The 23923-nt window shown below is 74.3% G+C and carries 6 protein-coding genes; all 6 read right to left on the reverse strand.

Going from position 1 to position 23923, the window contains the following annotated elements; genetic code table 11:
* Nucleotides 1-75: 75 nt before the first annotated feature.
* Genes AB0H52_RS19330 through AB0H52_RS19355 form a run of 6 tightly spaced genes read right to left on the reverse strand, consistent with a single transcriptional unit; the run spans nt 76 to nt 23745 of the window.
* Nucleotides 76-1251, reverse strand: coding sequence for an aminotransferase class I/II-fold pyridoxal phosphate-dependent enzyme (locus tag AB0H52_RS19330; RefSeq protein WP_151491527.1), 1176 nt, complete (start codon nt 1249-1251; stop codon nt 76-78).
* Nucleotides 1248-6527 (reverse strand): amino acid adenylation domain-containing protein, encoded by a 5280-nt coding sequence (locus AB0H52_RS19335; protein WP_357949006.1) that lies wholly within the window; start codon nt 6525-6527, stop codon nt 1248-1250. The genes AB0H52_RS19330 and AB0H52_RS19335 overlap by 4 nt, the downstream gene beginning before the upstream one ends.
* Complete coding sequence (locus tag AB0H52_RS19340) at nt 6524-7540, reverse strand: TauD/TfdA family dioxygenase (protein WP_151491525.1); 1017 nt, start codon at nt 7538-7540, stop codon at nt 6524-6526. Before AB0H52_RS19340 ends, AB0H52_RS19335 begins: the two co-directional genes overlap by 4 nt.
* Nucleotides 7537-8604 (reverse strand): TauD/TfdA family dioxygenase, encoded by a 1068-nt coding sequence (locus AB0H52_RS19345; RefSeq protein ID WP_357949009.1) that lies wholly within the window; start codon nt 8602-8604, stop codon nt 7537-7539. The genes AB0H52_RS19340 and AB0H52_RS19345 overlap by 4 nt, the downstream gene beginning before the upstream one ends.
* On the reverse strand, nt 8597-11863 hold the full coding sequence (locus tag AB0H52_RS19350; RefSeq protein WP_151491523.1) for a non-ribosomal peptide synthetase: 3267 nt from the start codon (nt 11861-11863) through the stop codon (nt 8597-8599). Before AB0H52_RS19350 ends, AB0H52_RS19345 begins: the two co-directional genes overlap by 8 nt.
* Entirely contained in the window at nt 11860-23745 is an 11886-nt protein-coding gene (locus tag AB0H52_RS19355; protein WP_357949012.1) for an amino acid adenylation domain-containing protein, read from the reverse strand. Before AB0H52_RS19355 ends, AB0H52_RS19350 begins: the two co-directional genes overlap by 4 nt.
* Nucleotides 23746-23923 lie beyond the last annotated feature (178 nt).

The following is a 23923-nucleotide window of genomic DNA, read 5'->3' on the forward strand; positions in this document are numbered from 1 at the left end:
ACGCGAGGCGCCGGACGCTCGGGTGCCGCACGAACAGCACCGCCGCGCTGGTGTCTCGTCGAGCGACCCAGGGGATCAGTCGCCGGTCGCCCTGTCCGCCGCCGCGAGGAAGTCGTCCACCAGATCGGCGGTGTCCTCGATGCCGGTGGACACCCGGACCAGCCCGTCGCCGATGCCGGCCGCGGCCAACTGCTCGGCGTCCACGATGCCGGCCCACATCGACCGGGGATGCACCACCAGCGTGCTGACGCTGCCCAGGCTGGCCGCCCGCTTGGCCAACCGCAACCCGGCCAGCAGCGCGGCGGCACCGGCCCGGCCCGCCCTCAGGTCGATGCTGAGCACCCCGCCGAAGCCGGTCATCTGCCGACCCGCCAGCGCGTGCTGCGGGTGCGACGGCAGCCCCGGGTAACGGACCCGGGCCACCGCCGGATGGTCTTCCAGGGCGCGGGCCAGGGCCAGCGCGTTGTCGTTGTGCCGCTGCACCCGCAGCGGCAGCGTACGGATGCCGCGCAGCAGCAGCCACGCGTCCACCGGTCCGAGGGTGCTGCCGGTGACGATGGCCGTCTGCCACACCCGCTCGACCAGCTCGGCGGAGCCGACGATCACCCCGGCCGACACGTCGGAGTGGCCGCCGAGGAACTTGGTGCCGCTGTGCCAGACCAGGTCCGCGCCGAGGGCCATCGGACGCTGGTTGATCGGCGTGGCGAAGGTGTTGTCGACCACCACCAGCGCGTCGGCCGCGTGGGCCAGCTCCGCCACGGCCGTCAGGTCGGTCAGCTCCAGCAGCGGATTGCTCGGCGTCTCCAGCAGGACGAGGCGGGTCCGCGGTCGCATCGCCCGTTCGAACGCCGCGGTGTCGGTCTGGTCGACCTGGGTGTACGACACCCCGAACCGGGGCAGCAGTCCGGTGGCGAGCGAGGTGGTCCCGCCGTACGTGCTGCGCTGCACCACCACGTGGTCGCCGGCGGAGAGCAGGGCCAGCGCGAGGGTGCTGATCGCGCCCATCCCGGACGCGGTGACCAGACCCGTCTGCGCGCCTTCCAGCTCGGCGACGACGGCGGCCACCTGGGCGTGGTTCGGGTTGCCGTAGCGCGTGTAGAAGGCACTGCCCCGCGTCTCGGTGGCGATCGCGGTGAACTGCTCGTCGGACTCGGCGCTGAAGGTCACGCTCTGCGCGATCGGCGGCGCCACGGCTCCACCGGGGATCAGTCCGTCGTCGCCGTGCACGGCGACCGTGCCGAAGCCGGTCACGAACGGGCCACCCGGTCCACCAGTTTGCCGTAGCTGTCCAATGTCACGAACTCGGGCAGCGTGAGGTCGCTGCCGTGGCGCTGGCGCAGCATGGTGACCAGTCGTAGGGCACGCAGCGAGTCCCCACCGGCAGCCGACCACCCGGTCGCCGGGTGACCGGGCGCGACGCCGAGGACCTCCTGCCAGGCCGCCGCCACCTGGGCCGCCCACCGCGCCCGCGCGTCGCCGCCGGCCGCCTGGGCGGGCAGCGGCGCGTCCGGGTCGGCCGCCAGCAACCGGCGGAAGCCGTCGGCGAGGGCGTCCACCCGGTCCCCGCCGATGGTGCGGTGGTCGTACTGGACGGTGAGGGCCAGGCGGCCAGTGTCCGGGTCCAGTTCGGCGTCGACGGCGAGGCTGAACGCCACGTCCACGGTGACGCCGCGACTGTCCACGATGCGGGTCTCGCCGCCGGCGGGTCCGTTCGGGAAGTGGGTCCAGTTGAAGAAGTGGTCGAACCCTGGCCCGGCCCCGCCGGCTCGGACGATCTCGGCGAGCGGGAATCGGTGGTGCCCCATCATGTCTCGTTCGACCCGCCACACCTCGGCCGCCAGCTCGGCCAGCGAGCGGGTGCCCAGCCGCACGCCGACCGGCAGGGTGTTGAGGAACAGCCCGAGGGTGGCGTCGCTGCCTTCGCCCTCCGGTCGGCCGCCGACCACCAGCCCGCTGACCACGTCGTCGCGGCCGGCGAGTTCGCCGAGCGTGCGCAGGTGGACGGCGAGCAGCCAGGACTTGACCGGCACGCCGGCGGCCCGGGCCACCTCGGTGACCCGGTCGGTGGTGCCCGCTCTCAGCGGCACCTGCTGGGTGGTGGTGGTGCGCGGGGCCGCCCCACCGAGCAGCAGCGGCGGCACCGCGCCGGGGCCCTCCAGCCAGAACCGGCGGCTTGCCTCATCGGCTCGGGCGCGTCGCTCGGCGGCCACGTATTCCCGGAACGGCAGGCCGGGGTGGGCCGGATGGGCCGTGCCGGCGCGCTCCCGGTCGTACGCGGCGAGCAGGTCGGTACGGAACAGGTGCAGACTCCAGCCATCGAGGATCGCGTGGAACTCGGCGATGATCAGGGTGAACGTGTCGGCGTCCTCCCGCACGGCGTGCAGCCGCAGCAGCGGCGGACGGGTCACGTCGAAGGGCCGGACCCGTTCCGCCGCGACGAGGTCGTCGATCCGTGCCCGGCGGGTCCGCGGGTCGACACCGGTCAGATCCGTCACCGGCACGTCGACCGGCACGTCGGCGTGCACGAGCTGTAGCGGCTCGGAGTACGCGCCCAGCGCGAACCCGGTCCGGAGCACTGGGTGGGTGGCCACCAGACCGGCCAGCGCGCGCCGCAGCGCGGGCGCGTCCAGCGGCGCGGCGATCCGGTGCGCGGTCACGTTGTGATACATGGCCGGGTCGCCGGTCAGCTCACAGTGGTAGACCATGCCCTGCTGCAGGGTCGTCATCGGGTACGCGTCGGCGAGCCCGGCGGGCAGCCGGTCCCGGTCGGCGTCGGCGACCAGGTCGAAGCGTCCGGCCGGCTCCGCCGCGGCGACGGCCGGGCCGGTGTCCGTACCGGTGAGGGTGATCTCGCCGTGGGTCACCAGCTCGCGGATCGTCTGGTACGTGAAGATGTCGCTGAGCCGGAACGACAGTCCCCGCCTGTTCGCCGCGACCTGCATCTGGATGCTGCGGATGGAGTCGCCGCCGAGCGCGAAGAAGGTGTCCGTCACGCCGACGGTCGCCACCCCGAGGACCTCACGCCACGCCTCGACCAGGATCTCCTCGGCCCGGTCTGCGGGTGCCACGGCGGTGCCGTCCCGGGGCCGGTCGAGGCGGGGCGCGGGCAACGCCGCCCGGTCGAGTTTGCCGTTGCGGGTCAGCGGCAGCTCGTCGAGGAGCACCACCGCGGCCGGCACCAGGTGGGCCGGGAGCCGGTCGGCCAACCAGCCGGTGAGCCGCTCGTCGAGAGGTCCCGCCGTGGTGCCGGTCGGGACGACCACGGCCGGGCGCGGATCGGCGGCGTACTCGGGCCGCACGGCGTGCAGGGTGTGCCGGTCGGTGCCGGCGAGCAGGTCGTCCTGCCGGGTCACCACCTCGAAGCCGCGCGCCTCGAAGCCGGCGACCAGCTCGGCCAGCCGGCCCTCGGTGTCGGTGCCGGTTGCGTCGTGCACCTCCATGGCGACCTGCGCGATCAGCGGCCAGTGCCGATCCTCCAGCCCGGCGAGCACGTCGGCCTCGGCGCGCTGCACGTCGATTTTCAGCAGGTCGATCCGCTCCGGGGCCAACTCGTCGAGGACGGCCGACAGCGGTCGCACCGGCACGCTGAGGTCCCGGCCGGCGAAGCGTTCCGCGAGCAGTTCGTCGACCCGGCCGAGCAGCACGTCGCGGGTCTGGGCACCGGCGTCACGCTCGTTGGCGAGGAACCGTTTGATCACCGCGACCTCGGCGTCGGGGTCGGCGTACGCGGCGTGGCCGGACATCATCGAGTAGCCCGGGTAGTAGGTGAAGGACACCTCGCCGGACGTGCGGGACAGCCCGACGGCGTGCACGGTGGCCGGTACGCCGAACTCGGCGACGTTGCGGCGCAGCACCTCGGCCACCGAGGGCACCGGCTCGAACGCGTGGATCGTGGCGTCCGGGCAGACGGTGTGCACGAACAGCGAGAACATGCCGATGTTCGCGCCCACGTCGAGCACGGTGGCCCCGGGCCGCAGCACGATGCCGTCGCGCAGGTAGACCTGCTGGACGAAGATCTCGTCGTACAGGTAGCGGGTTTCGTGTGGGTTGACCCCCGCGATCCGGTCGACGTCGACGGCGGCCGGCCGGTCACCCGGCCGGACATAGGCGACGAGCCGGTCGCCGTGCCCGTCGTCGTCGCGGGCCACCACCGCGGCGTCGGCCACCTCCGGGTGCCCGCGCAGGACGGCCGCGACCTCACCGGGTTCCACCCGGAATCCGTGGATCTTCACCTGGTCGTCGAGCCGGCCCAGGTACCGCAGCCGCCGCTCGGCGTCGAAGCGGACCCGGTCGCCGGTGCGGTACACCCGCTCGGTGCGGCCGGACGGCAGCGGCACCGACACGAACCGCCGCGCGGTGGCCTCCGGATCGCCCCGGTACCCGTCGGCGAGCTGCGCACCGCTGACGCACAGCTCTCCGGCCACGCCGGGAGGCACCGGCCGCGACTGCTCGTCGAGCACCCAGACCGCGACGCCGGGCAATGGCCGGCCGATGGTCGGGCCGTCCCCGGTACGCACCTGCGCGGCGCTGGTGTCCACCGTGCACTCCGTCGGCCCGTACAGGTTGACCGCCCGGACGTCGGGCAGCGCGGCGAGGGCCTCCCACAGGTCGGGTGCGAGCGCCTCCCCGCCGAGCAGCAGCAGGCCGGGCAGCCGGGTGTCGCCCGCCCCGGCGAGCAGGATGCGCAGCTGGGAGGGGGTCAGGTCGAGCACGTCGACGTCGTGGTCGGCCAGCGTCGCGGCCAGCGCCGCCCCGTCCCGGCGGGCCTGTTCCGGCACCAGGTAGAGGCTGCGGCCGTGGCCGAGCTGCACGAGCTGCTTCACCGAGGCGTCGAAGGTGAGCGGGGCGTTCACCGCCACCCGCAGGCCGGGGCGGCTGTCCGCGTACACGGCGTGTTCCAGGGCGTCGGCCAGGTGCGCGGCGGCACCGTGCGACACCTGCACCGCGCGGGGGGTGCCGGTCGAGCCGGAGGTGAAGATGACGTACGCCGGGTCGGCCGGGGCGGGCACGGTGGCGGGCGGGCGGTCGCCGGCCGCGACGAGGTCGTCGACCGTGACGGTCGCCGCGGTGCCATCGCCCACGACGTCCTGCGCGCCGACCACGTCAGCCTGGGCGAGGAGCCGCTGGAGCGGCGCGTCCGGGTCCAGTGGAACGTAGACCGCCCCGGCGCGCAGCACGCCGAGGAACGCCACGACGGTGTCCCGGGACCGGGCGGCCAGCACCCCGACCGGGGCGCCGGCGAGGCCGCGCGCGGCCAGTGCCCCGGCCACCCGCGCGGCCCGCTCCCGCAGCTCACCGGCCGTGTACACGCCGTCCGCGGCGACGACCGCCGCGGCCTGCTGGTCCATGCCGGCGAGGCCCGCGTCGAGCAGGTCCACGAGGGTACGCGCCGACGCCTGCGACGGCGTTCCGGCCGCGTCGGCCAGCCAGCGGGCCTCGGCGTCACCGAGCACAGCCGGCGCGACGCCGGTGGTGAGCGCGGCGGGCAGGGTCCGCAGGACCGCCAGCAGGGCGTCGAGCAGCCACTGGCCGCCGACCACGTGCAGGGTGATCCGCTCGCCGTCGGTCGACGCGGTCACCTGCGGGCCGACGGCCGCCGGAGGGACGGTGACCTCGACGGCGACGCCACCGAGTGCGGCCACCGCGGCCGGGTCGGCGACGGGCGGCGCCGCGAAGCCGGCGACCGCCCCGGAGTGCTCGTCGACCGGGTCGACCAGGTGGAACGTGTCGTCGGCGGCGGTCTCGGCGGCGCGCACGAGGGCCAGCAGTTCGGCGGGTGCGGTGGGCAGCGGCAGGGCCAACCGCAGCGGACCGTAGCCGCCCAGCGGGCCCACCACCTCGGCCGTGCCGGCGGCGTGGCGGCCGTCGTTCCACCGGCCCAGCACCAGATCCACCTCGTCGGCGTCCTCCGGCGCCTCGGCCCGGCGGGACACCGCGAGCGCCCACGCGGCCAGCAGCACCGTGCCCGGCTCGACGTCGGCGGCCCGGGCCACGTCGGTCAGCTCGGCGGCGGAGACCGTCGCGGACACCACGGCGGTCGGGTCGTCGCCGTGCGGGGTGACCAGCCGTGCGGCCGACGCGGCCGGTGCGGCGGCGGGGGCCTGCTCGCGCTCCTCGACCTGCCACTCGGCGACGTCGAGGAACTGCAGCGCCTCCGGATCCTCCGGCAGCGCCTCGCCGGCGTACGCCCGGGCAAGGTCGGCGAGGACCAGGCGCAGGCTGGCCGGGTCGGCGATCAGCGGTGTGGCGGTCAGCTCCAGAACGTCGTCGGTGAGGGTTACCGACACCTCACCCTGCGCGCCGAGGGTGACGGCGCGACTGTCGTCGACATCCTGCATGGGCACCCGCAGACCGGGGTGGTGCACCAGGGTCAGCCGCAGCGCCTCGTGCCGGGCCACCACCGTGTCCAGGGCGGCCTGCAACCGCGCCCGGTCCAGCGGACGGTCGAGCCGCACCCGCGCCCGGATCAGATCCTGCTTGCCGGACCAGGCGAGCCGCTGGACGGGGGACAGGCGGTAGCCGTTCACAGGACGCTCCGGTTGACGTAGAGGTCGGACATCGCGACCAGGATCTGCCGGTCGCCGCTGAAGGGTTCGCGACCGTGGGTCGCCAGGAAGTTGTCCACCACCAGCACGTCGCCGCGCTGCCAGGAAACCGACACCGCGTGTTCCCGATACCGGGCGCGCAGCCCGCTGACCACCTCGTCGGGGATCGGCTCACCGTCGCCGAAGTACGCGTTGCGGGGCAGCCCCTCCGGGCCGTACTCGCGCAGCAGCGCGCCGGACACCTCGGTCGGCATGTTCGACACGTGGAACAGGTGGGCGTGGTTGAACCACACCGTCTCACCGGTACGCGGATGCGTGGCGACCGCCTGCCGCCGAGCCCGGGTCCGCAGCCCGTCGGAGCCCAGCCAGGTGAACTCGGTCGCCGACGCGGCGCAGTACGCCTCGACCTCCGCCCGGTCGGTGGTCTGGAACGCCTCCTGCCACGGCAGGTCCAGGTGCGGGCCGTAGTTGCGCACGTAGCAGACGCCGGAGCGGAGGAACCGTTCCCGCACGTCGGCGGGGATGAGCGGGGTGATGACCCGCTCGCTGGCCAGCGGGGTGGCCCCGCCGCTGCCGGTGGCCGGCTGCGCGCACCAGAAGTAGAGGTAGCTGGGCCAGTTGTGCGAGTAGGACATCTCGTGGTGCAGCGGGATCCACTGCTCGGCGTTGAACTCGGTGGAGGTGAACACCCGGTCGGCCACCTCGTGCCGGGGCGCGGCTCGTTCCAGGTAGCCGAGCAGGTCCGGGCTGACCGTCCGGGCGGACTGGCTGAAGTCGTCGGGGGTGCGTACCTCGAAGCCGCGGAAGTACACCGCCCCGTAGCGGTCCAGGTCCGCCAGCAGCTCCTCGCGCCGGCCGGCGAGCCAACCGGCCAGGTCGAGATCGGGCACGGCGGCCTCGACGAGCAGCACGAACTCGTCATCCACGAGCACCCGCCGGGACACCGGCGAGCTGACCGTGCCCGTACCGCGTCGGCGCGGCGCCGGCCCGCTCACGGCCGGTCCCCGTTCGGCGCCGAGCCGGAACCGGCCGCCCCGGTCAGCTCGGGAGCGGCGACCGGGTCGGACATCGCGGTGAGGATCCGCCGGGGCGGTGTGAACGGCTCCCGGGCGTGCGCGGCGAGCATGTTCTCCACCAGCAGCACATCGCCGCGCTGCCAGTCGAAGGACCGGGTCTCGGCGGCGTACGCGGCCCGCAGCTCGGCCAGCACCTCGTCGTCGATGGGCGTGCCGTCGCCGTACGCGGTCTGGTAGGGCAGGTCCTCCTCGTCGACGGCGGCCCGCAGGCCGGCGCTGACGTCGTCGGGCAGGGAGGTGACGTGGAAGAACAGCGCGTGGTTGAACCAGGTGGGCTCCCCGGTGACCGGGTGACGGCGTACCGCCGGGCGAACCTGCCGGGTCCGCAGCTGCCGGTCACCGATCCACTCGACGTCGACCAGCGCGCGGGCGCAGTACGCCTCGACGTCCGCGCGCCGCTCGGTCTGAAACGCGGTCTGCCAGGTCAGGCTGATGCCGGGCAGGTAGTTGCGCCGGTAGAGCACCCCGCGCCGCTCGAAGCCGGCGACGGTCTCCGGGCGGAGCCGGGCGAGCACCCGGCGGCTGTCCGCGAGCGGGGTGCGCCCGCCGGCGGCCGGCGCCACCTCGCAGTGGAACACGATCCGCAGGGGCCAGTTCACCGTGTACGACTGCTCGTTGTGCAGCACGATCGGCTGGTCCGCGGGGTGCTCGGTGGAGGTGTACACCCCCTCGGTGACCTGGCTGCGCGGTGAGGAGCGCTCGCCGTAGGAGAGCACCTCGTCGGAGAGGGCGGCCATCACGACGCGGAAGTCGTCGGCGCCGGCCACCGCGAATCCCCGGAACAGCACGGCCCCGTGCCGCCGGGCCAACTCGTCGACCTCGTCGCGGTGCCCGGCCAGCCAGCCGGCCAGATCCACGTCGGGCACGTTGGCCCGGACCAGCGCCGGCAGCGGACCGCCGGGCCAGTCGGGGCGTACGTCCACCAGGTTCCGTTCACGGCCGCGACGGGGAATGCTCCGCGCGACCCGGGTCTGCTCAGTCATCTCTCGCTCCCAGGGTGTCGACGCAGTCGGCCAGACTGCGCCGGGGGTCGGCGGCGGCGGTGCGCAGCAGCGCCGTGAACCGGCGGTGCCACGCGACCACCCCGTCGTGGTCGAACAGGTCGGTGCGGTACGTCCACAGCGCCTCCAGCCCGTCCCGCCGCTCGTCGAGCCAGAGGGTCAGGTCGAGTCGGGCGGTGTCCGGGGTCAGCTCCACGCCGGTGAACTCGATGCCGGCCACGCCGCGGTGCCGGGCCGGTGGGGCGTTCTGCACGCCGAAGGCGACCTGCACCAACGGGGTGCGGTGCGGCCGGCGGCTGGGCCGTAGCCGTTCCACCAGCAGGTCGAAGGGGACGTCCTGGTGGGCGGCGGCGAACAGGGTGACCCGGCGGGCCTCGTCGAGCAGGTCGGCGAAACGCCGCCCGGGTGCCGGGCGCAGCCGCAGCGGCACGGTGTTGACGTGACAGCCGACGCTCTCTTCGGCGGCGACGCTGGTCCGGCCGGCGAAGGCCACGCCGATCAGCAGGTCGTCGCGGCCGGTGGCCGCGCCGAGCAGGGCCGCGAACGCGGCCAGCCCGACCATGTGCAGGCTGACCCGCGCGGTCCGGGCCAGCTCGCGTACGGCGTCGACGGTGGCGGTGTCCACAGTGGCCTTCAGCGCGGCGCCGGACCGCGCGGTGATCCTCGACGGCGGCGCGGACCTCCCCGCTGGCGCGGACCTGGCTGGCGGATTCGGCAGCCCGGCGGTCGGCGGCAGGTCCGGTCCGGTCGTGGCCGCGGCTCGGTCGAGCCGGTCCGGTGGAGCGGCTGGCAGGTCGAGCAGGTCGGGTGCGCCGTGCAGCTCGTCGAGGACGTCGGCCAGCGCCCGCCGCCCCGCCGGCCCGGAAAGCCAGTCCCGCTGGGCCAGGGCGAACACCGCCGGCCCGGCCACGGGGGCCTCCGGCACGGCCTGGGCGTCTCCCTCGGTGTCGTACGCCCGGGCCAGCTCGCGCACGATCAGCCCGAACGACCAGTCGTCGCAGATGATGTGGTGCACGACCAGCAGCAACGCGACCGCCCGCCCGTCGTCGTCGAGCACCAGGTGGGCGCGGAGCAACGGTCCGGTGGCCAGGTCCATCGGGGCCCGGGTGGCCTCGACGGTGAGCCGGGCGAGCCGCTCGTCGAGGGGCGTGCCCGGTTCGGGCGGCGCGACGATCGGCGGCGGTCCGGCGGTCGGGCGGACGCGTTGCACCGGTCCGTCCGGTCCGGAGGGGAACACCGTGCGCAGGGCCGGATGCCGGTCGACCACCCGTCGCAGCGCCCGGACCAGCCGGTCGGGATCCAGCGGCGCGCCGAACCGTACGGCGACGGCCAGCAGGTACGAGGTGTCCGCCGGGTCGAGCCGGTGCAAAAACCACAGCCGGGTCTGCGCCGCCGACAGCGGTGCCGAGTCGGGCGCTGCCGGGCCGGCCGGTGTCGGTGTGACGGTGAGCCCGTTCGGCGACACGTCGGCGGCCAGCTCGTCGAGGTGGGCCGCCAACGCGGCGACGGTCGGGTGCGCGAACAGGTCGCCCGGCCGGACCGGGCGCCCGGTCGCGGCGGCCAGCCGGGTGGCGCAGCGGACGGCGAGCAGGGAATCCCCGCCGAGGGTCAGGAAATCACTGTCGGGAGTGGTGACCGGTACGCCGAGCAGCTCGCGCCAGACGGCCGCCACCGTGCCGGCCGTCCCGTCGAGCGCGTTGGCGGCGGTCCCGGCGTCGGCGCCGAGGGCGGGGGAGGGCAGCGCCGCGCGGTCCACCTTGCCGTTGGGCAGGGTGGGCAGCCGGTCCAGCCAGACCACGGTCGCGGGGACCAGCGGTGCGGGCAGCACCCCGGCCAGCCGGGCCGGGACGTCGTCGTGCCGCTCGCCGACCAGGTAGCCGACCAGCAGCGGATCCCCGCTCGGTCCCTCCCGCACGGCGGCGCTCGCCTCGCGTACGCCGGGCAGGGCGGCGAGACGGGCGGCGACCTCACCCAGCTCGATCCGGTAGCCCCGCAGCTTCACCTGGTCGTCGAGCCGCCCCAGGTAGGCCAACTGCCCGTCCGGGCGTAGCCGGACCCGGTCGCCGGTGCGGTACATCCGCTCGCCGGTGCGGAAGGGGTCGGGCAGGAACCGGGCCCGGGTCTCCGCCGGCCGGTCGAGATAGCCCCGGGCCAGGCCCGCCCCGGCCAGGTGCAGCTCGCCCGGATCACCCGGCGGGACCGGCCGGCCGTCCGGGTCGAGAACGTAGGCCCGGGTCTGCGGCAGCGGCCGGCCGATCGGCGGGTCACCGCTGTCCGGCGGCACCTCCGCCCAGGTGGAGTAGGTGGTGTCCTCGGACGGGCCGTAGAGGTTGCAGAGCCGGCGTACGTGTGGACGCGCCCACACCCGGGCGGCCAGCGCGGCGGTCAGCGGCTCGCCGGCCAGGCAGACCGTTCGCACGGTCGGCGGTAGGGCGTCGGCGGTGAGGAGTTCCCCCATCGCCGAGGGCACGGTGTTGACCAGGGTGACCGGCAGTCGATCCGCCCCGGGGGCGGCGAGGGCCAGCACGTCGTCGACCAGCAGTACCCGGCCGCCCCAACAGAGCGGGCCGAAGATCTCGAAGATGGACAGGTCGAAGCAGACCGACGTGGCGGCGAGCAGGCCGCCCAGTTCGGCGTCGTCGAAGGTCTGCCGGGTCCAGTGCATGAGCACCGACGCCGAGCGGTGTTCGATGGCCACGCCCTTCGGCCGGCCGGTGGAGCCGGAGGTGTAGATGACGTACGCCAGATCCGTCGGCGTCGACGGCACCGCCGGGTCGGTGCCGTCCCCGGGGAGGTCGAGCCGGTCGATCGGGACGGCCAGGTCGGGGAACCGGTCGGCGAGGTCCGCGTGGGTCAGCACCAGCCGAGCCCCCGAGTCGGCGGTCATGAAGGCCACCCGGGCCGGGGGGTACGCGGGGTCCAGCGGCACGTAAGCGGCACCGGCCCTGAGCACGGCCAGCAGGGCGACCACCAGGTCGGGCGTTCGCGGCAGGCAGACGCCGACGCGATCCTCCCGGGTCACGCCCCGGGCGAGCAGCAGCCGGGCCAGCCGGTTCGCCGCCTCGTCGAGCTGGCGGTACGACCACGAGCGGTCGGTGTGCCGTACCGCCTCCGCCTCCGGGGTCCGGGCGGCCTGCGCGGCCACCATCCGGTGCAGACAGTCCACGTCGGCCGGTACACCGGTGGCCCGGCGGCCGCCGGCTCGCCGGGTCGGGCCGGCAGGTCGGGCGGGGGCGCTCATCGACGACCACCGGAGCGGGCAGGGGCGTCCGCGCGGCCTCGGTGCGCGGCGAGCCGGCGGTCGGCCTCGGCCTGGAGACGGTCCTTGTCGGCGACGATGACCGTGCCGGGATCGTTGTCGGGCAGTTCGGCCTCGACGTCGCGGATCGGTCGGTAGGCGATGCCGACGGCGGCGAGAGCGAGGGAGCAGAGCCCGGCGACGATCGCCGCGAGGGCCATGCCGCGGCCCGGTCCGGTGCCGACGACGGCGGCCAGCGCACCGTCGGGCGACACCAACGGGGCGAAGACGTGCTCGGCGAGCGGACCGGCGGAGAGGAACCCGGCCGGCACCATCAGCCAGGACAGCATCTGACCCATGGACAGCACCCGTCCCTGCAGATCCAGCCCGACCTTGGCCTGCACGATGGCCAGCCAGTGCGTGTTCACCAGGGCCGTGGCCAGGCCCATGCCGAACAGGCCGAGCGCCGGGAACAGCGGGTTCGGGCGCAGGCCGACCGTGAGCAGCGACGCGCCGAGGAGCACGATGCTGGCCAGGATGCCGGTCGTCCGGCGGGCGGTGCCGCCCCACACTCCCATGAGGGCCGAGCCGACGAGCATGCCGATGCCGCTGGCGGCGAGCACACGGCCCAGCACCGCCGGGTCGCCGAACGACAGGGTCAGCGGGGTGACCAGCACCTCGACCATGGCGAAGAAGTAGTTCAGCGACGCGGTCAGCACGACCAGGGCCACCAGTCCGTGCCGGCGGACGATGAACCGCCAGCCGCCCAGGACCGCCCGCCGGAACGACTCCTCCTGCCGGACGAACAGGGTGTCCGGGAACCGGACCGACAGGGTCACGGCCACCGCCACGGCGAAGGTGAGCAGGTCGATGACGACGATCCCGCGCAGCCCCACCGCGATCACCAGCGCACCGCCGAGCAGCGGCGCCAGCACCGTGCTCGTCGCGGTGCCGAGGGAGACGATGCCGTTGGCGCGCCCGTAGTACCGCTTCGGCACCAGTTGTGTGACGGCCGCCAGGTAGGCGGGCAGCTGGAAGGCGGTCGCCACGGCGGTGACGGTGATGGCGGTGAACACGTGCCAGAGCTGAAGCTGGCCGAGCCACAGCAGCAGGGCGAGGCTCACCGTGCCGGTGGCGGCCAGGCAGTCCGCGACGATCATGATCAGGCGTCGGTCCCACCGGTCGGCCAACGCGCCCGCGACGGGGGACAGCACGACGGCGGGCAGCAGCGCCAGGACGGTGGCCGTGGCGAACAGCGAGACCGATCCGGTCTGCTGGTAGACCCACAGGCCCATGCCGAAACCGGTCAGTCCGCTGCCGATGAGCGAGACGAGCTGACCCATCGCGATCAGGTAGAAGACCGTCAGGCTGGGCATCGCACGACGCGCGATGGGTGGGGTGCGATCCGTCGTCGGCGCGGCGACCGCCGCCGCGGTGGTGGCCTGCGGTGGTGCGTCGTCGACCGACGGATCGCAGGTCGCCAGGAGGATGCGTGCCACGTCGGCGGGCTGGTGTTTGGCGAAGTAGTGCCCGGCGCCGTCGATGACCTCCAGCGACACCCGGTCGGAGAAGAACTCCCACTCCAGGTACCGCTCCTCGTACAACTCGGTGGCGCGGTCACCGCTGCCGACGACGCTGACGATCGGTGCGGACAACTTCCGCGGCGGACCCTCCGCGTAGACGGCGGTGTAGTAGTCCTCGGCCTTCGCGGCGTCGGCCAGCACCACCCGCATCACGAAGTCCTTCTCGTGCTCGTCGAAGACCTCGGTGAAGAAGCCCATCGCGCGCAGCGCCTCCAGGGTCCGCCGCTTGGACCACCAGCGCTCCATCGGGAACCATCGGCGCAGCCAGCCGAACAGCCGCCCGGGCAGCCGCGGGGCGGGGAAGTGGGCGCCGATGACCACGCCGGTCAGCTCGACACCGGCCGCCTCCAGCCGGCGGCCCAGCTCGACCGCCTCCGCGCCGCCCACGCAGTGCCCGTACACCGCGACCGGGCCGACGATCTGGTCGACGACCTCGGTCACGCAGCGGTCCACCAGTTCGTCCATGCCGAGCAGGGGCTCGTCCGGGCGGTTCAGGTCATGACCGGGCCGCTCCAGGGCGTACAGCCGCACGCCCGCCGGGAGGGCGTCGGCGAGGGGCTGGAAGGTGATCGCGCTTCCACCGCCAAACGGTACGCACACCAGCGTCAGCCGCGTCGGCGTCGCCGGTCGCTCCGGAGTCAGCTCGTGCAGCAGCCGACCCGCCGACCCTCCGGTCGCGTCCAGGTGGTCGGTCAACGCCCGGATCGTCGGGTGGCGGAACAGGTCGAGGACGCTGATCGCCGGATCGTTGCCGGCCAACGCCTTGATCGCCGTGAAGGAGTCGCCGCCGAGGTCGAAGAAGTCGTCGTCGATGCCGACGCTGTCGTACCCGAGCACCCGCGCCCACCGCTGAGCGAGGGCCGTGCGCAGCGGGGTGTCCGGCGGCGTCGCGCCGACTCTGGTCCCGCCGCGGACCGGCGCCGGCAGGGCGGCCCGGTCGACCTTGCGGTTGGCGCTGAGCGGCATCCGGTCGAGCACCACGAACGCGGACGGGATCATGTAGTCGGGCAGGTAGGTGCGGGCGAACGCCCGCCAGGGCGCGGGGTCGACGTCGAAGTCGGGTACGGGGTCCCCTGCCGCCGGCCCGTCGGCGCTCGCCCCGGTGGTCAGCGTCAGGTAGGCGGCGATGCTCTTCTCGCCGTCGTCCTCGCGTACGACGACCGCGGCGTCCCGGACGGTCGGGTGGCGGCGCAGCACCGCCTCGATCTCGCCGAGTTCGATGCGGAAGCCGCGGACCTTCACCTGCGAGTCGCTGCGGCCGACGAACTCGATGCGGCCGTCGGCCAGCCATCGACCGAGGTCGCCGGTGCGGTACAACCTGCCGTCGCCGAACGGGTCCGACACGAACCGCTGCGCGGTGAGATCCGGATCGCCGAGGTAGTCGCGCGCCAGTCCCGGGCCGCCGAGGTACAGCTCACCCAGAACGCCCACCGGGGCGGGGGCCATCTGCGGGTCGAGCACGTAGGCGCGCATGTTGCCGATCGGGCGGCCGATCGACAGGTGGGTGAACCCGGGCTCGAGACGGTCCATCGTGGTCCAGACGGCGGCCTCGGTGGGGCCGTAGAGGTTCCACAGCGCCCCGACCCGTCCGGCCAGCTGCCGGGCCAGCGGCGCGGACACCGCGTCGCCGCCGCACACGGCGGTCAGGCCGGGCAGTCCGGTCCAGCCGGATTCGATCAGCAGCCGCCAGGTCGCCGGGGTGCCCTGGGCCAGGGTGACCCCCTCCTCGGCGAGCAGTGCCGCCAGCCGCGGCGCGTCGTAGCCGACGTCGCGTCCCACCAGCAGCATCCGGGCGCCGACCACAAGGGGCAGGAACAGTTCCGGTACGGACATGTCGAAGGCGAAGCTGGCCATCGCGAGCATCGTGCCGTCGCTGGTCAGACCCGGCCGGTCGCGCATGGCGGCCAGGGTGTTGACGACCGCGCCGTGCGTCACCCGGACCCCCTTGGGGTGGCCCGTCGACCCGGACGTGTAGATCACGTACGCGAGGTGGTCCGGCCCGGCCAGCGGCTCGGGGTCGGTCTCCGGCCCGGCGTCCGGCGGCGCGCCGGTGAGCAGCACCTCGCCGGCGTACCCGGCGAAGCGGTCGACGAGGCCCGGCTCGGTGACCAGGACCGACGCCCCACTGTGGGTCAGCACGTACCGCTGCCGCTCGATCGGATAGTCCGGGTCCACCGGCACGTACGCGCCGCCGGCCTTGAGCACACCGAGCAGCGTGACCGGCAGGTCCTCGCAGCGGTGCAGGCAGACGGCGACCGTGCCGTCGGGGCCGACGCCGGCCCGGCGGAGCCGGTGCGCGAGCCGGTTCGCCAGGGTGTTGAGCTGGGCGTAGGTCAGGGTGGTCGCCCCGAATGTCACGGCGGGCCGGTCGGGATTCGTGGCGACCTGGTGTGCGATCAGCTCGACAAGCGTCGGTGTCCGCCCGTTGGGGCCGGTCGTGGCCCAGCCGAGCGGGGTGGCGGTGTCGTTCCACCCGCTGACGCGGGCCCGTTCGGTGGGGGTGAGGATGCCCAGGTCCGCCAGTGTGACGCCGGGGTCGGCGACGGCGGCGGCGAGCAGCGTCTCCAGGTGCCCCATCATCCGCTCGGCGGTCGCCGCGTCGAACAGGTCGGTGTTGTACTCCAACCGGAACCGCAGCCCCTCGGCCACCTCGTACGCGTACAGGGCGAGGTCCTGCTGCGCGATGCCCGGCTCGACGGCGAACGGGACCATCCGCAGCCCGGCCGTCCCCAGGTCCCGCTGCTCGGGCAGGTTCAGCAGGTTGAACATCACCTGGAACAGCGGGTTCCGGCTGAGGTCGCGGGGCGCGTCGACGAGGTCCACCAGCCGCTCGAACGGCACCTCCTGGTGGTCGTACGCGCCCAGCGCGGTGCGTCGTACCTGCCGGAGCAGATCCTCGAAGGTCCACTCACCGTCGATCGAGGTGCGCAGCGGCAGCATGTTGACGAAGAAGCCGACCATCGGTTCGAGTTCGGCGCGGACCCGCCCGGCGACCGGCGTGCCGACGCAGATGTCCCGCTGGCCGGTGTAGCGCCACAACAGCGCCTTCCACGCGGCCAGCACCGTCATGGCCAGGGTGGCGCCCCGGGCCTGGCTGAAGTGGCGCAGGTCGTCGGCGGTCGCCGGGGGCAGCACCCGGGCGTGCACCGCGCCGTGGAAGGTCTGCACGGGAGGTCGCGGTCGGTCGGTGGGCACCTCCAGGACGCTCGCCACCCCGTCGAGTTGCGCGTGCCAGTACCGCAGGTCGTCGCTGTCGGCGTCCGCCAGCCGGCTCTGCTGCCAGCGCGCGTAGTCGCCGTACTGGACGGCCAGTTCGGGCAGCGGGGCGGGACGCCCGTCCAGGGCGGCGCCGTAGAGGGTGGCCACCTCGCCGGCGATGATGCCGAGCGACCAGCCGTCGGAGACGGTGTGGTGCATGGTCAGCGACAGCACGTGCCGGTCGTCGGCGATGCGCAGCAACAGGGCCCGGAACAGTGGCCCGTGGGCCAGGTCGAACGGGCGTCCGACGTCGGCGGCCAGGGCGGCGTGCGCCCACGGCGGCACCGCGTCGGCGACCGTCGACTCCACGATGCTGCGAGGGGCCGCCGAGATGGCGTGCGCATCCGTCGGCGCGGACACGATCGGCAGATCGACCGGGCCGGGTGGCAGCACCTGCTGCACGGGGTCGCCGTCGCCTCCGATCGGGAAGACGGTCCGCAGCGACTCGTGTCGCCGGGTCAGCTCCGCGAGGGCCGTGCGCAGCGCGTCGACGTGGAGGGTGCCGTCGAGCAGCAGGGCCGTGCCGACGGTGTAGGCGTTCTGCTCGTACGCCTGGTCGAGGAACCACAGCCGGTGCTGCCCGGAGGAGAGCGGCGCCGGTCCGGCATCGGGGTCGGCGCGGGGGATGCTCGGCGTGGGCTGCGGGGCGGCGGGCTGCGGGGCGGCGATGGCGGGTCCGGCGCCGGTCTCCGGCAGCGCGGCCGCGATCCCGGCGACGGTCGGTGTCGCGAACACCGTCTCCAGCGGCAGCGCGACGCCGAGCCGGGCCCGCAGCCGTACGACGAACTGGGTGGCCAGCAGCGAGTGCCCGCCCAGCTCGAAGAAGTTGTCGAGCGCCCCGATCGGCCGGATGCCGAGCAGCTCGGTCCACAGCTCGGCCACGCACTCCTGCCCGGGCGTGCTCGGGGCGACGTACGCCGTGCTGAGCGCCGGCCGGTTGCCGGCGTCGACGGGCGGGGGCGCCGGCGGGTCGTCCGGGGACGGCGGGGCGGGCACGGGCTGGGCCGGGCCGGTCCGCGCGACCGGATCCACCCAGTAGCGGTGCCGCTCGAAGGGGTAGCCGGGCAGCGCCAGGCGGGTGCGTGGGCCACCGTGGAACGCTCGCCAGTCGACCTGCGCACCGGACAGCCACAGTCGGCCGACCGCGTCGAGCATCGTGGTGAGGTCGTCGGCGTCGCTGCGCGGATGCCGCATCGTCGCCACCACCTGCCCGGGTCGCAGTCCGGCCAACCGGGCCAGGCCACCGAGGGTGTGCCCGGGGCCCAGCTCCGCGAGGACGACGTCCTGCTCGGCGAGCAGCGCCGCCGACTCGGCGAACCGGACCGGCTCCCGCATGTGCCGCACCCAGTAGGCGGGGTCGGTGACCTGCCCGGGGGTGACCGGGCCGCCGGTCAGGTTGGTCAGGTACGGGCGGTCCGGCTCGTGGTAGGTCACCCGGCGCGCGTGGTCGGCGAACTCGTCGAGCACCGGATCGAGCAGGGGGGAGTGGTAGCCGCGGGTGACCCGCAGCGGCCGGCAGTCGACCCCGTCGGCGCTCAACCTCCGGCGTAGCTCCTCGATCGCCTCCGGCGCGCCGGACAGCACACACAGCTCGGGTCCGTTGACGGCGGCCAGCGCCAGGCCCTCCGTCAGCAGCCCGGCCACCGCGGCCTCGGGCAGGCTCACCGCGAGCATCGCCCCGGCGGGGGTCCGCTCGACCGCCGCACCGCGGGCGCTCACCAGCCGTAGCGCGTCGGGCAGGGAGAAGACGCCGGCGAGGCACGCCGCGACGTACTCGCCGAGGCTGTGGCCCACCATCAGGTCCGGGGTGATCCCGCGGGCGAGCAGCGACCGGGCGAGGGCGTACTCGGTGACGAACAGCGCGGGCTGGATCAGCCGCGGCCGTGCGAGCAGCCGCTCCGCCTCCGGGTGACCGTCGGGCGCCGGGCACAGCAGCGTCCGCAGGTCGAGGCCCAGGTCGTCGCGGAGCAGGTCGGCGCACTCGTCGACCACCGACCGGTAGGTCGGCTCGGTGCGGTACAGGCCGGCGCCCATCGCCACGTGTTGGGCGCCGTGCCCCGGGAAGGCGAACACCAGCGCACGCCGGCCGCCGGGATGGGCGCCGGTGAACTGCCGCTGCGGCGCGTCGAGGGCGACCAGCGCGTCGGCGCGGTCCGCCGGGACGAGGAAACGCCGGTGGGTCATCGGCTGGCGCCGGGCCAGGTTGGCCGCCACGTCGGCGAGGTCCGCCTCCGGGTGCGCGGCGAGCCAGTCGCGGAGCTGGCGCGTCTGCCGCTCCAGCGATTCGACGGTACGTGCCGACACGGTCAACAGGTGCGGCCCGGTGGCCGGCGTGGCCGGTGCCACGGCGGCCGTCGCCGGCGGCTCCTCCAGCACGACGTGGGCGTTCGTGCCGCCCATGCCGAATGAGCTGACCCCCGCCCGGCGCGGGCCGTCACCGGGCCACGGCCGGGCGGTGTCGTTGAGGTAGAACGGGCTGCTCGCGAAGTCGATCGCCGGGTTGGGTCGGCTCACGTTGATGGTCGGCGGCAGCGTACGGCTGTACAGCGCCATGACCGTCTTGAGTAGGCCGGCCACACCGGCCGCGGCGTCGGTGTGCCCGATGTTGGCCTTTGCCGAGCCGAGGGCGCAGAAGCCCTGCTCGTCCGTGCCCCGCCGAAACGCCTCGGTCAGGGCGGTCACCTCGATGGGGTCGCCGAGGCTGGTGCCCGTGCCGTGCGCCTCGACATAGCTCACCGAGCGGGGGTCCACACCCGCCGACGCGAGGGCACTGCTGATCACCGCGACCTGGCCGTCGACACCCGGCGCGGTGTAGCCGGTGCGGCGGGCGCCGTCGTTGTTGATCGCGGAACCACGGATCACGGCGTAGACGGTGTCGTTGTCCGCGACCGCGTCCTCCAGCCGCTTGAGCGCGACGATGCCGACCCCGCTGGAGGCGATGCTGCCGCGCGCGTCGGCGCTGAACGGGCGGCAGTGTCCGTCCGGGGAGTACACGCCGCCGTCGTGATACAGGTAACCGCGCCGCTGCGCCGGGAAGACGCTGACCCCGCCGGCCAGGACCAGGTCCGACTCGCCGGTCAGCAGGCTCTGCCGGCCGAGGTGCACGGCCACCAGCGAGGTCGAACAGGCCGTGGCCACGGTGACGGCGGGGCCGGTCAGGTCGAGTTTGTAGGCGACCCGGCTGAGCAGGAAGTCCTTGTCGTTGCTGATGGACAACTGGTGCTCGCCGATGGTGTGCATCAGCTCCGGGTGGCCGCTCAGGTGGTCGAGCAGGTACGTGCTGCGACCCGATCCGGCGAACAGGCCGATCCGGCCGGCGTGGCCGGACGGGTCGTAGCCCGCGTGTTCCAGCGCGTGCCACGCGCACTCCAGCAGCATCCGGTGCTGCGGGTCGAGGGTCTGCGCCTCCCGGGGTGTGATGCCGAAGAAGGCCGCGTCGAACTCGTCGATCCCGGGCAGCCAGGTGCCGGAGCGCACGTATGCGGGGTCGTCGAGCCGGGTCGGGTCCGCCCCGTCGGCCAGCATCTCCTCGACGGTGAACTCCCGTACCGACTCCACCCCGGCGCGGATGTTGTGCCAGTACTCGTCGATGCTCCGCGCGCCGGGGAAGCGACAGGCCATGCCGACGACGGCGATCAGGCCGCTTGGCTGGTCGGTCGTGCCGGTTCGTGCCCGAGCGGGGTGGGCCAGCGTGGCGGGGGCGGCCGGAGCGGCCGTGCCGGTGGTGGTGGCGGTGAGGAACGTCGCCAGGGACTCGACGGTGGGGTTGCGGAACAGGTCGGTGACCGTGACGACGTCCCCGAGCCGTTCCTGGAGCCGTTTCAGGACGGCCAGCAGGCGCATCGAGTGCCCGCCGAGGTCGAAGAAGTTGTCCCGCGTCCCGACGTGCCCGACGCCGAGCACGTCGCGCCAGACGTCCACGACCAGCCGTTCCAGGCCGATCCGGGCGGCGTCCCACTGCGCCGCTCCGGGTCCGGCGGGTGCGGTCGGCGGTCGTTTGGTCGCCGGTCGCTCCGGTTCAGCGGCCACGCGCTGCCGTGGCGCGTCCGGACCGGGGGCGGGCAGCGCGGCGACGTCCACCTTGCCGTTGCGGGTCAGCGGCAGCGCGTCGAGGAAGACGAACGCGGCCGGCACCAGGTAGGGCGGCAGCTCGGCGGTGAGCGCCGCGCGCAGGCCCGCCGCGTCGGTCCCGCCGGCCACGTATGCGACCAGTCGCGGGTCGTCGGGGTCGTCGCGGCGCAGCTGCACCGTGACGTCGCTGCCCGGGCGGCACCGTCGGACGGCGGCCTCGATCTCGCCGCACTCGATCCGGTAACCGCGCAGCTTGACCTGGTTGTCGGTGCGCCCCAGGTATTCGAGGTTGCCGTCCGGGCGCAGGCGTACCAGGTCGCCGGTGCGGTACAACCGCGCGCCGGCGACGGACGAGAAGGGGTGCGGGACGAACCGCGCCGCCGTGACGGTGGGCTGGTGCAGGTAGCCGCGCGCCACGCCGGCCCCGCCGACGTACAGCTCGCCGATCACGCCCACCGGGACGGGGTTGCGCCAGGCGTCCAGCACGTACAGCTCGGTGTTGGCGATCGGCCGTCCGATCGGGACGGACCCGTCGGACGGCGTGTCCGCGTCGACCTCGTACGCGGCGCAGCCAACCACGGTCTCCGTCGGCCCGTACTCGTTGACCAGCGCGGTGTCCGGGGCGTACGCCCGCCAGGCCGCCACCTGGTCGGCGCGCAGGTTCTCGCCGCCGATCACGAAGCACCGGGTGCGGTCGGCCATCTCGGCGGGGCCGAGCTGGTGGGTGACGAGGTCGAGCTGGGCCGGCGTGATCTTGACCAGGCCGAACGCCGGCCGCTGGCGGCGCAGTGCCTCGCCGAGCGCCTCCGGGCCGAGGTGATCCCCGATCATCAGCACGGTGGCCCCGCTGGCGAGCGGCACCAGCAGGCTCGTGACGGTCAGGTCGAACCCGACCGACGAGTGCAGCGGGACGGTGTCCCCGGGGCGCAGCCGGTAGGCCTGGGCGGCCCAACGAACGTAGTTGCCGACGCCCCGATGGGTGACCATGACACCCTTGGGACGGCCGGTGGACCCGGAGGTGTGGATCACGTACGCGAGGTCGTCCGCCGTGGGCATCGGTCGCCGCCGCGGTCGCCGCCGCGGGCCGGCGGCCTCCCGACCCGCTCCGCTGCGCGCAACCGGCGTGTCCAGGTCGGGAACCAGCAGCGCCACGCCGTCGGGCACCAGGTGCGCCAGCTCCGCGCAGGTGAGCACGACCGGCGTGGCCGTGTCGTCGATCAGATACCGCAGCCGGGCGGGTGGGTTCGCCGGATCCATGGGTACGTAGGCCGCGCCGGCTCGCAGCGCGGCGAGCACCGCCACCACGAACGGGACAGCGCGGGGCAGCAGCACGCCCACCAGGCTGCCGACGCCGACGCCCCGCCCGCGCAGTGTCTCCGCCAACGCCTCGGCCGCCGTGTGCAGCTCGTCGTAGCTCAGCGCGCGGTCCCCGTCGGTCACCGCCACCGCGTCGGGGTCGCGGCGTGCCTGCCGTTCGATCAGCACGTGGACCAGATCATCGGGTCCGGTGGGCGTGGCCGTGTCGTTCGCCTCCACGACGAGCTGGTGGTACTCGTCGGGGGTGAGCATCGCTGCCGAGCCGACCGGTGCGTCCGGATCGGCCAGCAGCGAGCGCAGCAGCGTCTGGAAATGGCCGGCGAGACGCGTCATCGTGTCGGCGTCGAACAGATCGGTGCGGTACTCCACCACGGTCCGTACGCCGTCGGCGTTCTCCCGGACCGAGACGGTGAGGTCGAACTTGGCGGTGCTGGCGGGCACCTCGATGGGAGTGACCTCGAGGCCGTCGAGGGTGGGCGGTGCGGCCTCGCGGCCGTACACGAACATCACCTGGAACAGCGGGGTGAAGCCGGGTCGGCGGGCCGGGCGCAGCGACTCCAGCAGCGTCGCGAAGGGAAGCTCGCGGTTGTCCAGAGCCTCCAGGGCTGCGCTGCGGACCCGTCGCAGCAGCGTCTCGAACGACGGGTCGTCGTCCAGTCGGGCCCGGACGGCGACGGTGTTGAGCAGCAGCCCGACGAGCTTCTGCGCCTCGGCCCGTCGCCGATTCGCCACCGGTGTGCCGATCACGACGTCGTCCTGCCCCGTCCAGCGGGCCAGCAGGACGTGCAGCGCCGCCAGCATGACCATGTACGGGGAGGCACCGACGCGGCGGCACAGTGCCAGCAGCCCGTCGGCGGGCACGTCCAGCGGGAACGACAGGGTGGCCCCCGCGCCGGACGGCACCTCGGGCCGGGGGTCCCGGGTGGGCAGCTCCAGGGTGGCGGGCGCGTCGGCGAGCTGCGTGTGCCAATGGTCGCGTTGCGCGGCTGCCTGAGCCCCGTTCAGCCAGTCGTGCTGCCACGCGGCGTGATCGCGTAGGTCGACGGTGACCGGGTCGAGGGCCGCCGCTCGTCCGGCGCGATGCGCGGCGTAGAGCCGTTCCCACTCGTCGTGCAGGATGCCGAGTGACCACTCGTCGATGGCGACGTGGTGAAACGTCAGCAGGAGGACGTGCTCGTCCGCCGCGCAGCGCAGCAGGCTCGCGCGCAGCACCGGTCCGCGTCGCAGATCGAGCGGGATGCGCGTCTCCGCGTGCATCCGGGCCGGTATCTCCTGGTCGCGTTGCCACGCGGGCAGCCCACTCAGGTCGTACACCCGCAACAGCCCCGGCTGCGGCTCCTGGACGACCTGGACCAGGGGCGGCGTCGCGTCGTGGACCTCCGTCGGCCCCGCCGGCGTGTCGTCGGGCGCCAGGGTGGTACGCAGCGCGGCGTGCCGGGCCACCAGCGCGTCGAGCGCCGCGGCCAACGCCGCCACGTCCAGCGGCCCGCGGAGCCGGTACGCCAGCGGCACGAGATAGCTGGCCGGATCGGGGTCGAGGCGGCTCAGCGACCACATCTGGCGTTGCTCGTGGGTGGCCGCGACCGGATCGCCGGCCGGGTCGCGCCAGCGCGGCACGACCGGAGTCACCTGCCGGGACCTCATGACGTCGGTCATCGCGTCCGCCTCCTTCCTGGTGCCAGCAGCGGCTGGGCGGCCACCGACGCGGCGGTCCGGTCCCAGCAGTGGCTCGGGACCTCGCATCCGAACCTGCTGTGACGGTTGGTCGACGTGGTCGGCGGCACCGGTGGAGCGGCCGCGGCGATGGTGCGGGGATGGTGCTGTCCGACCGACC

This window comes from Micromonospora sp. NPDC050695 (genome assembly GCF_040654415.1).
GTDB lineage: Bacteria > Actinomycetota > Actinomycetes > Mycobacteriales > Micromonosporaceae > Micromonospora.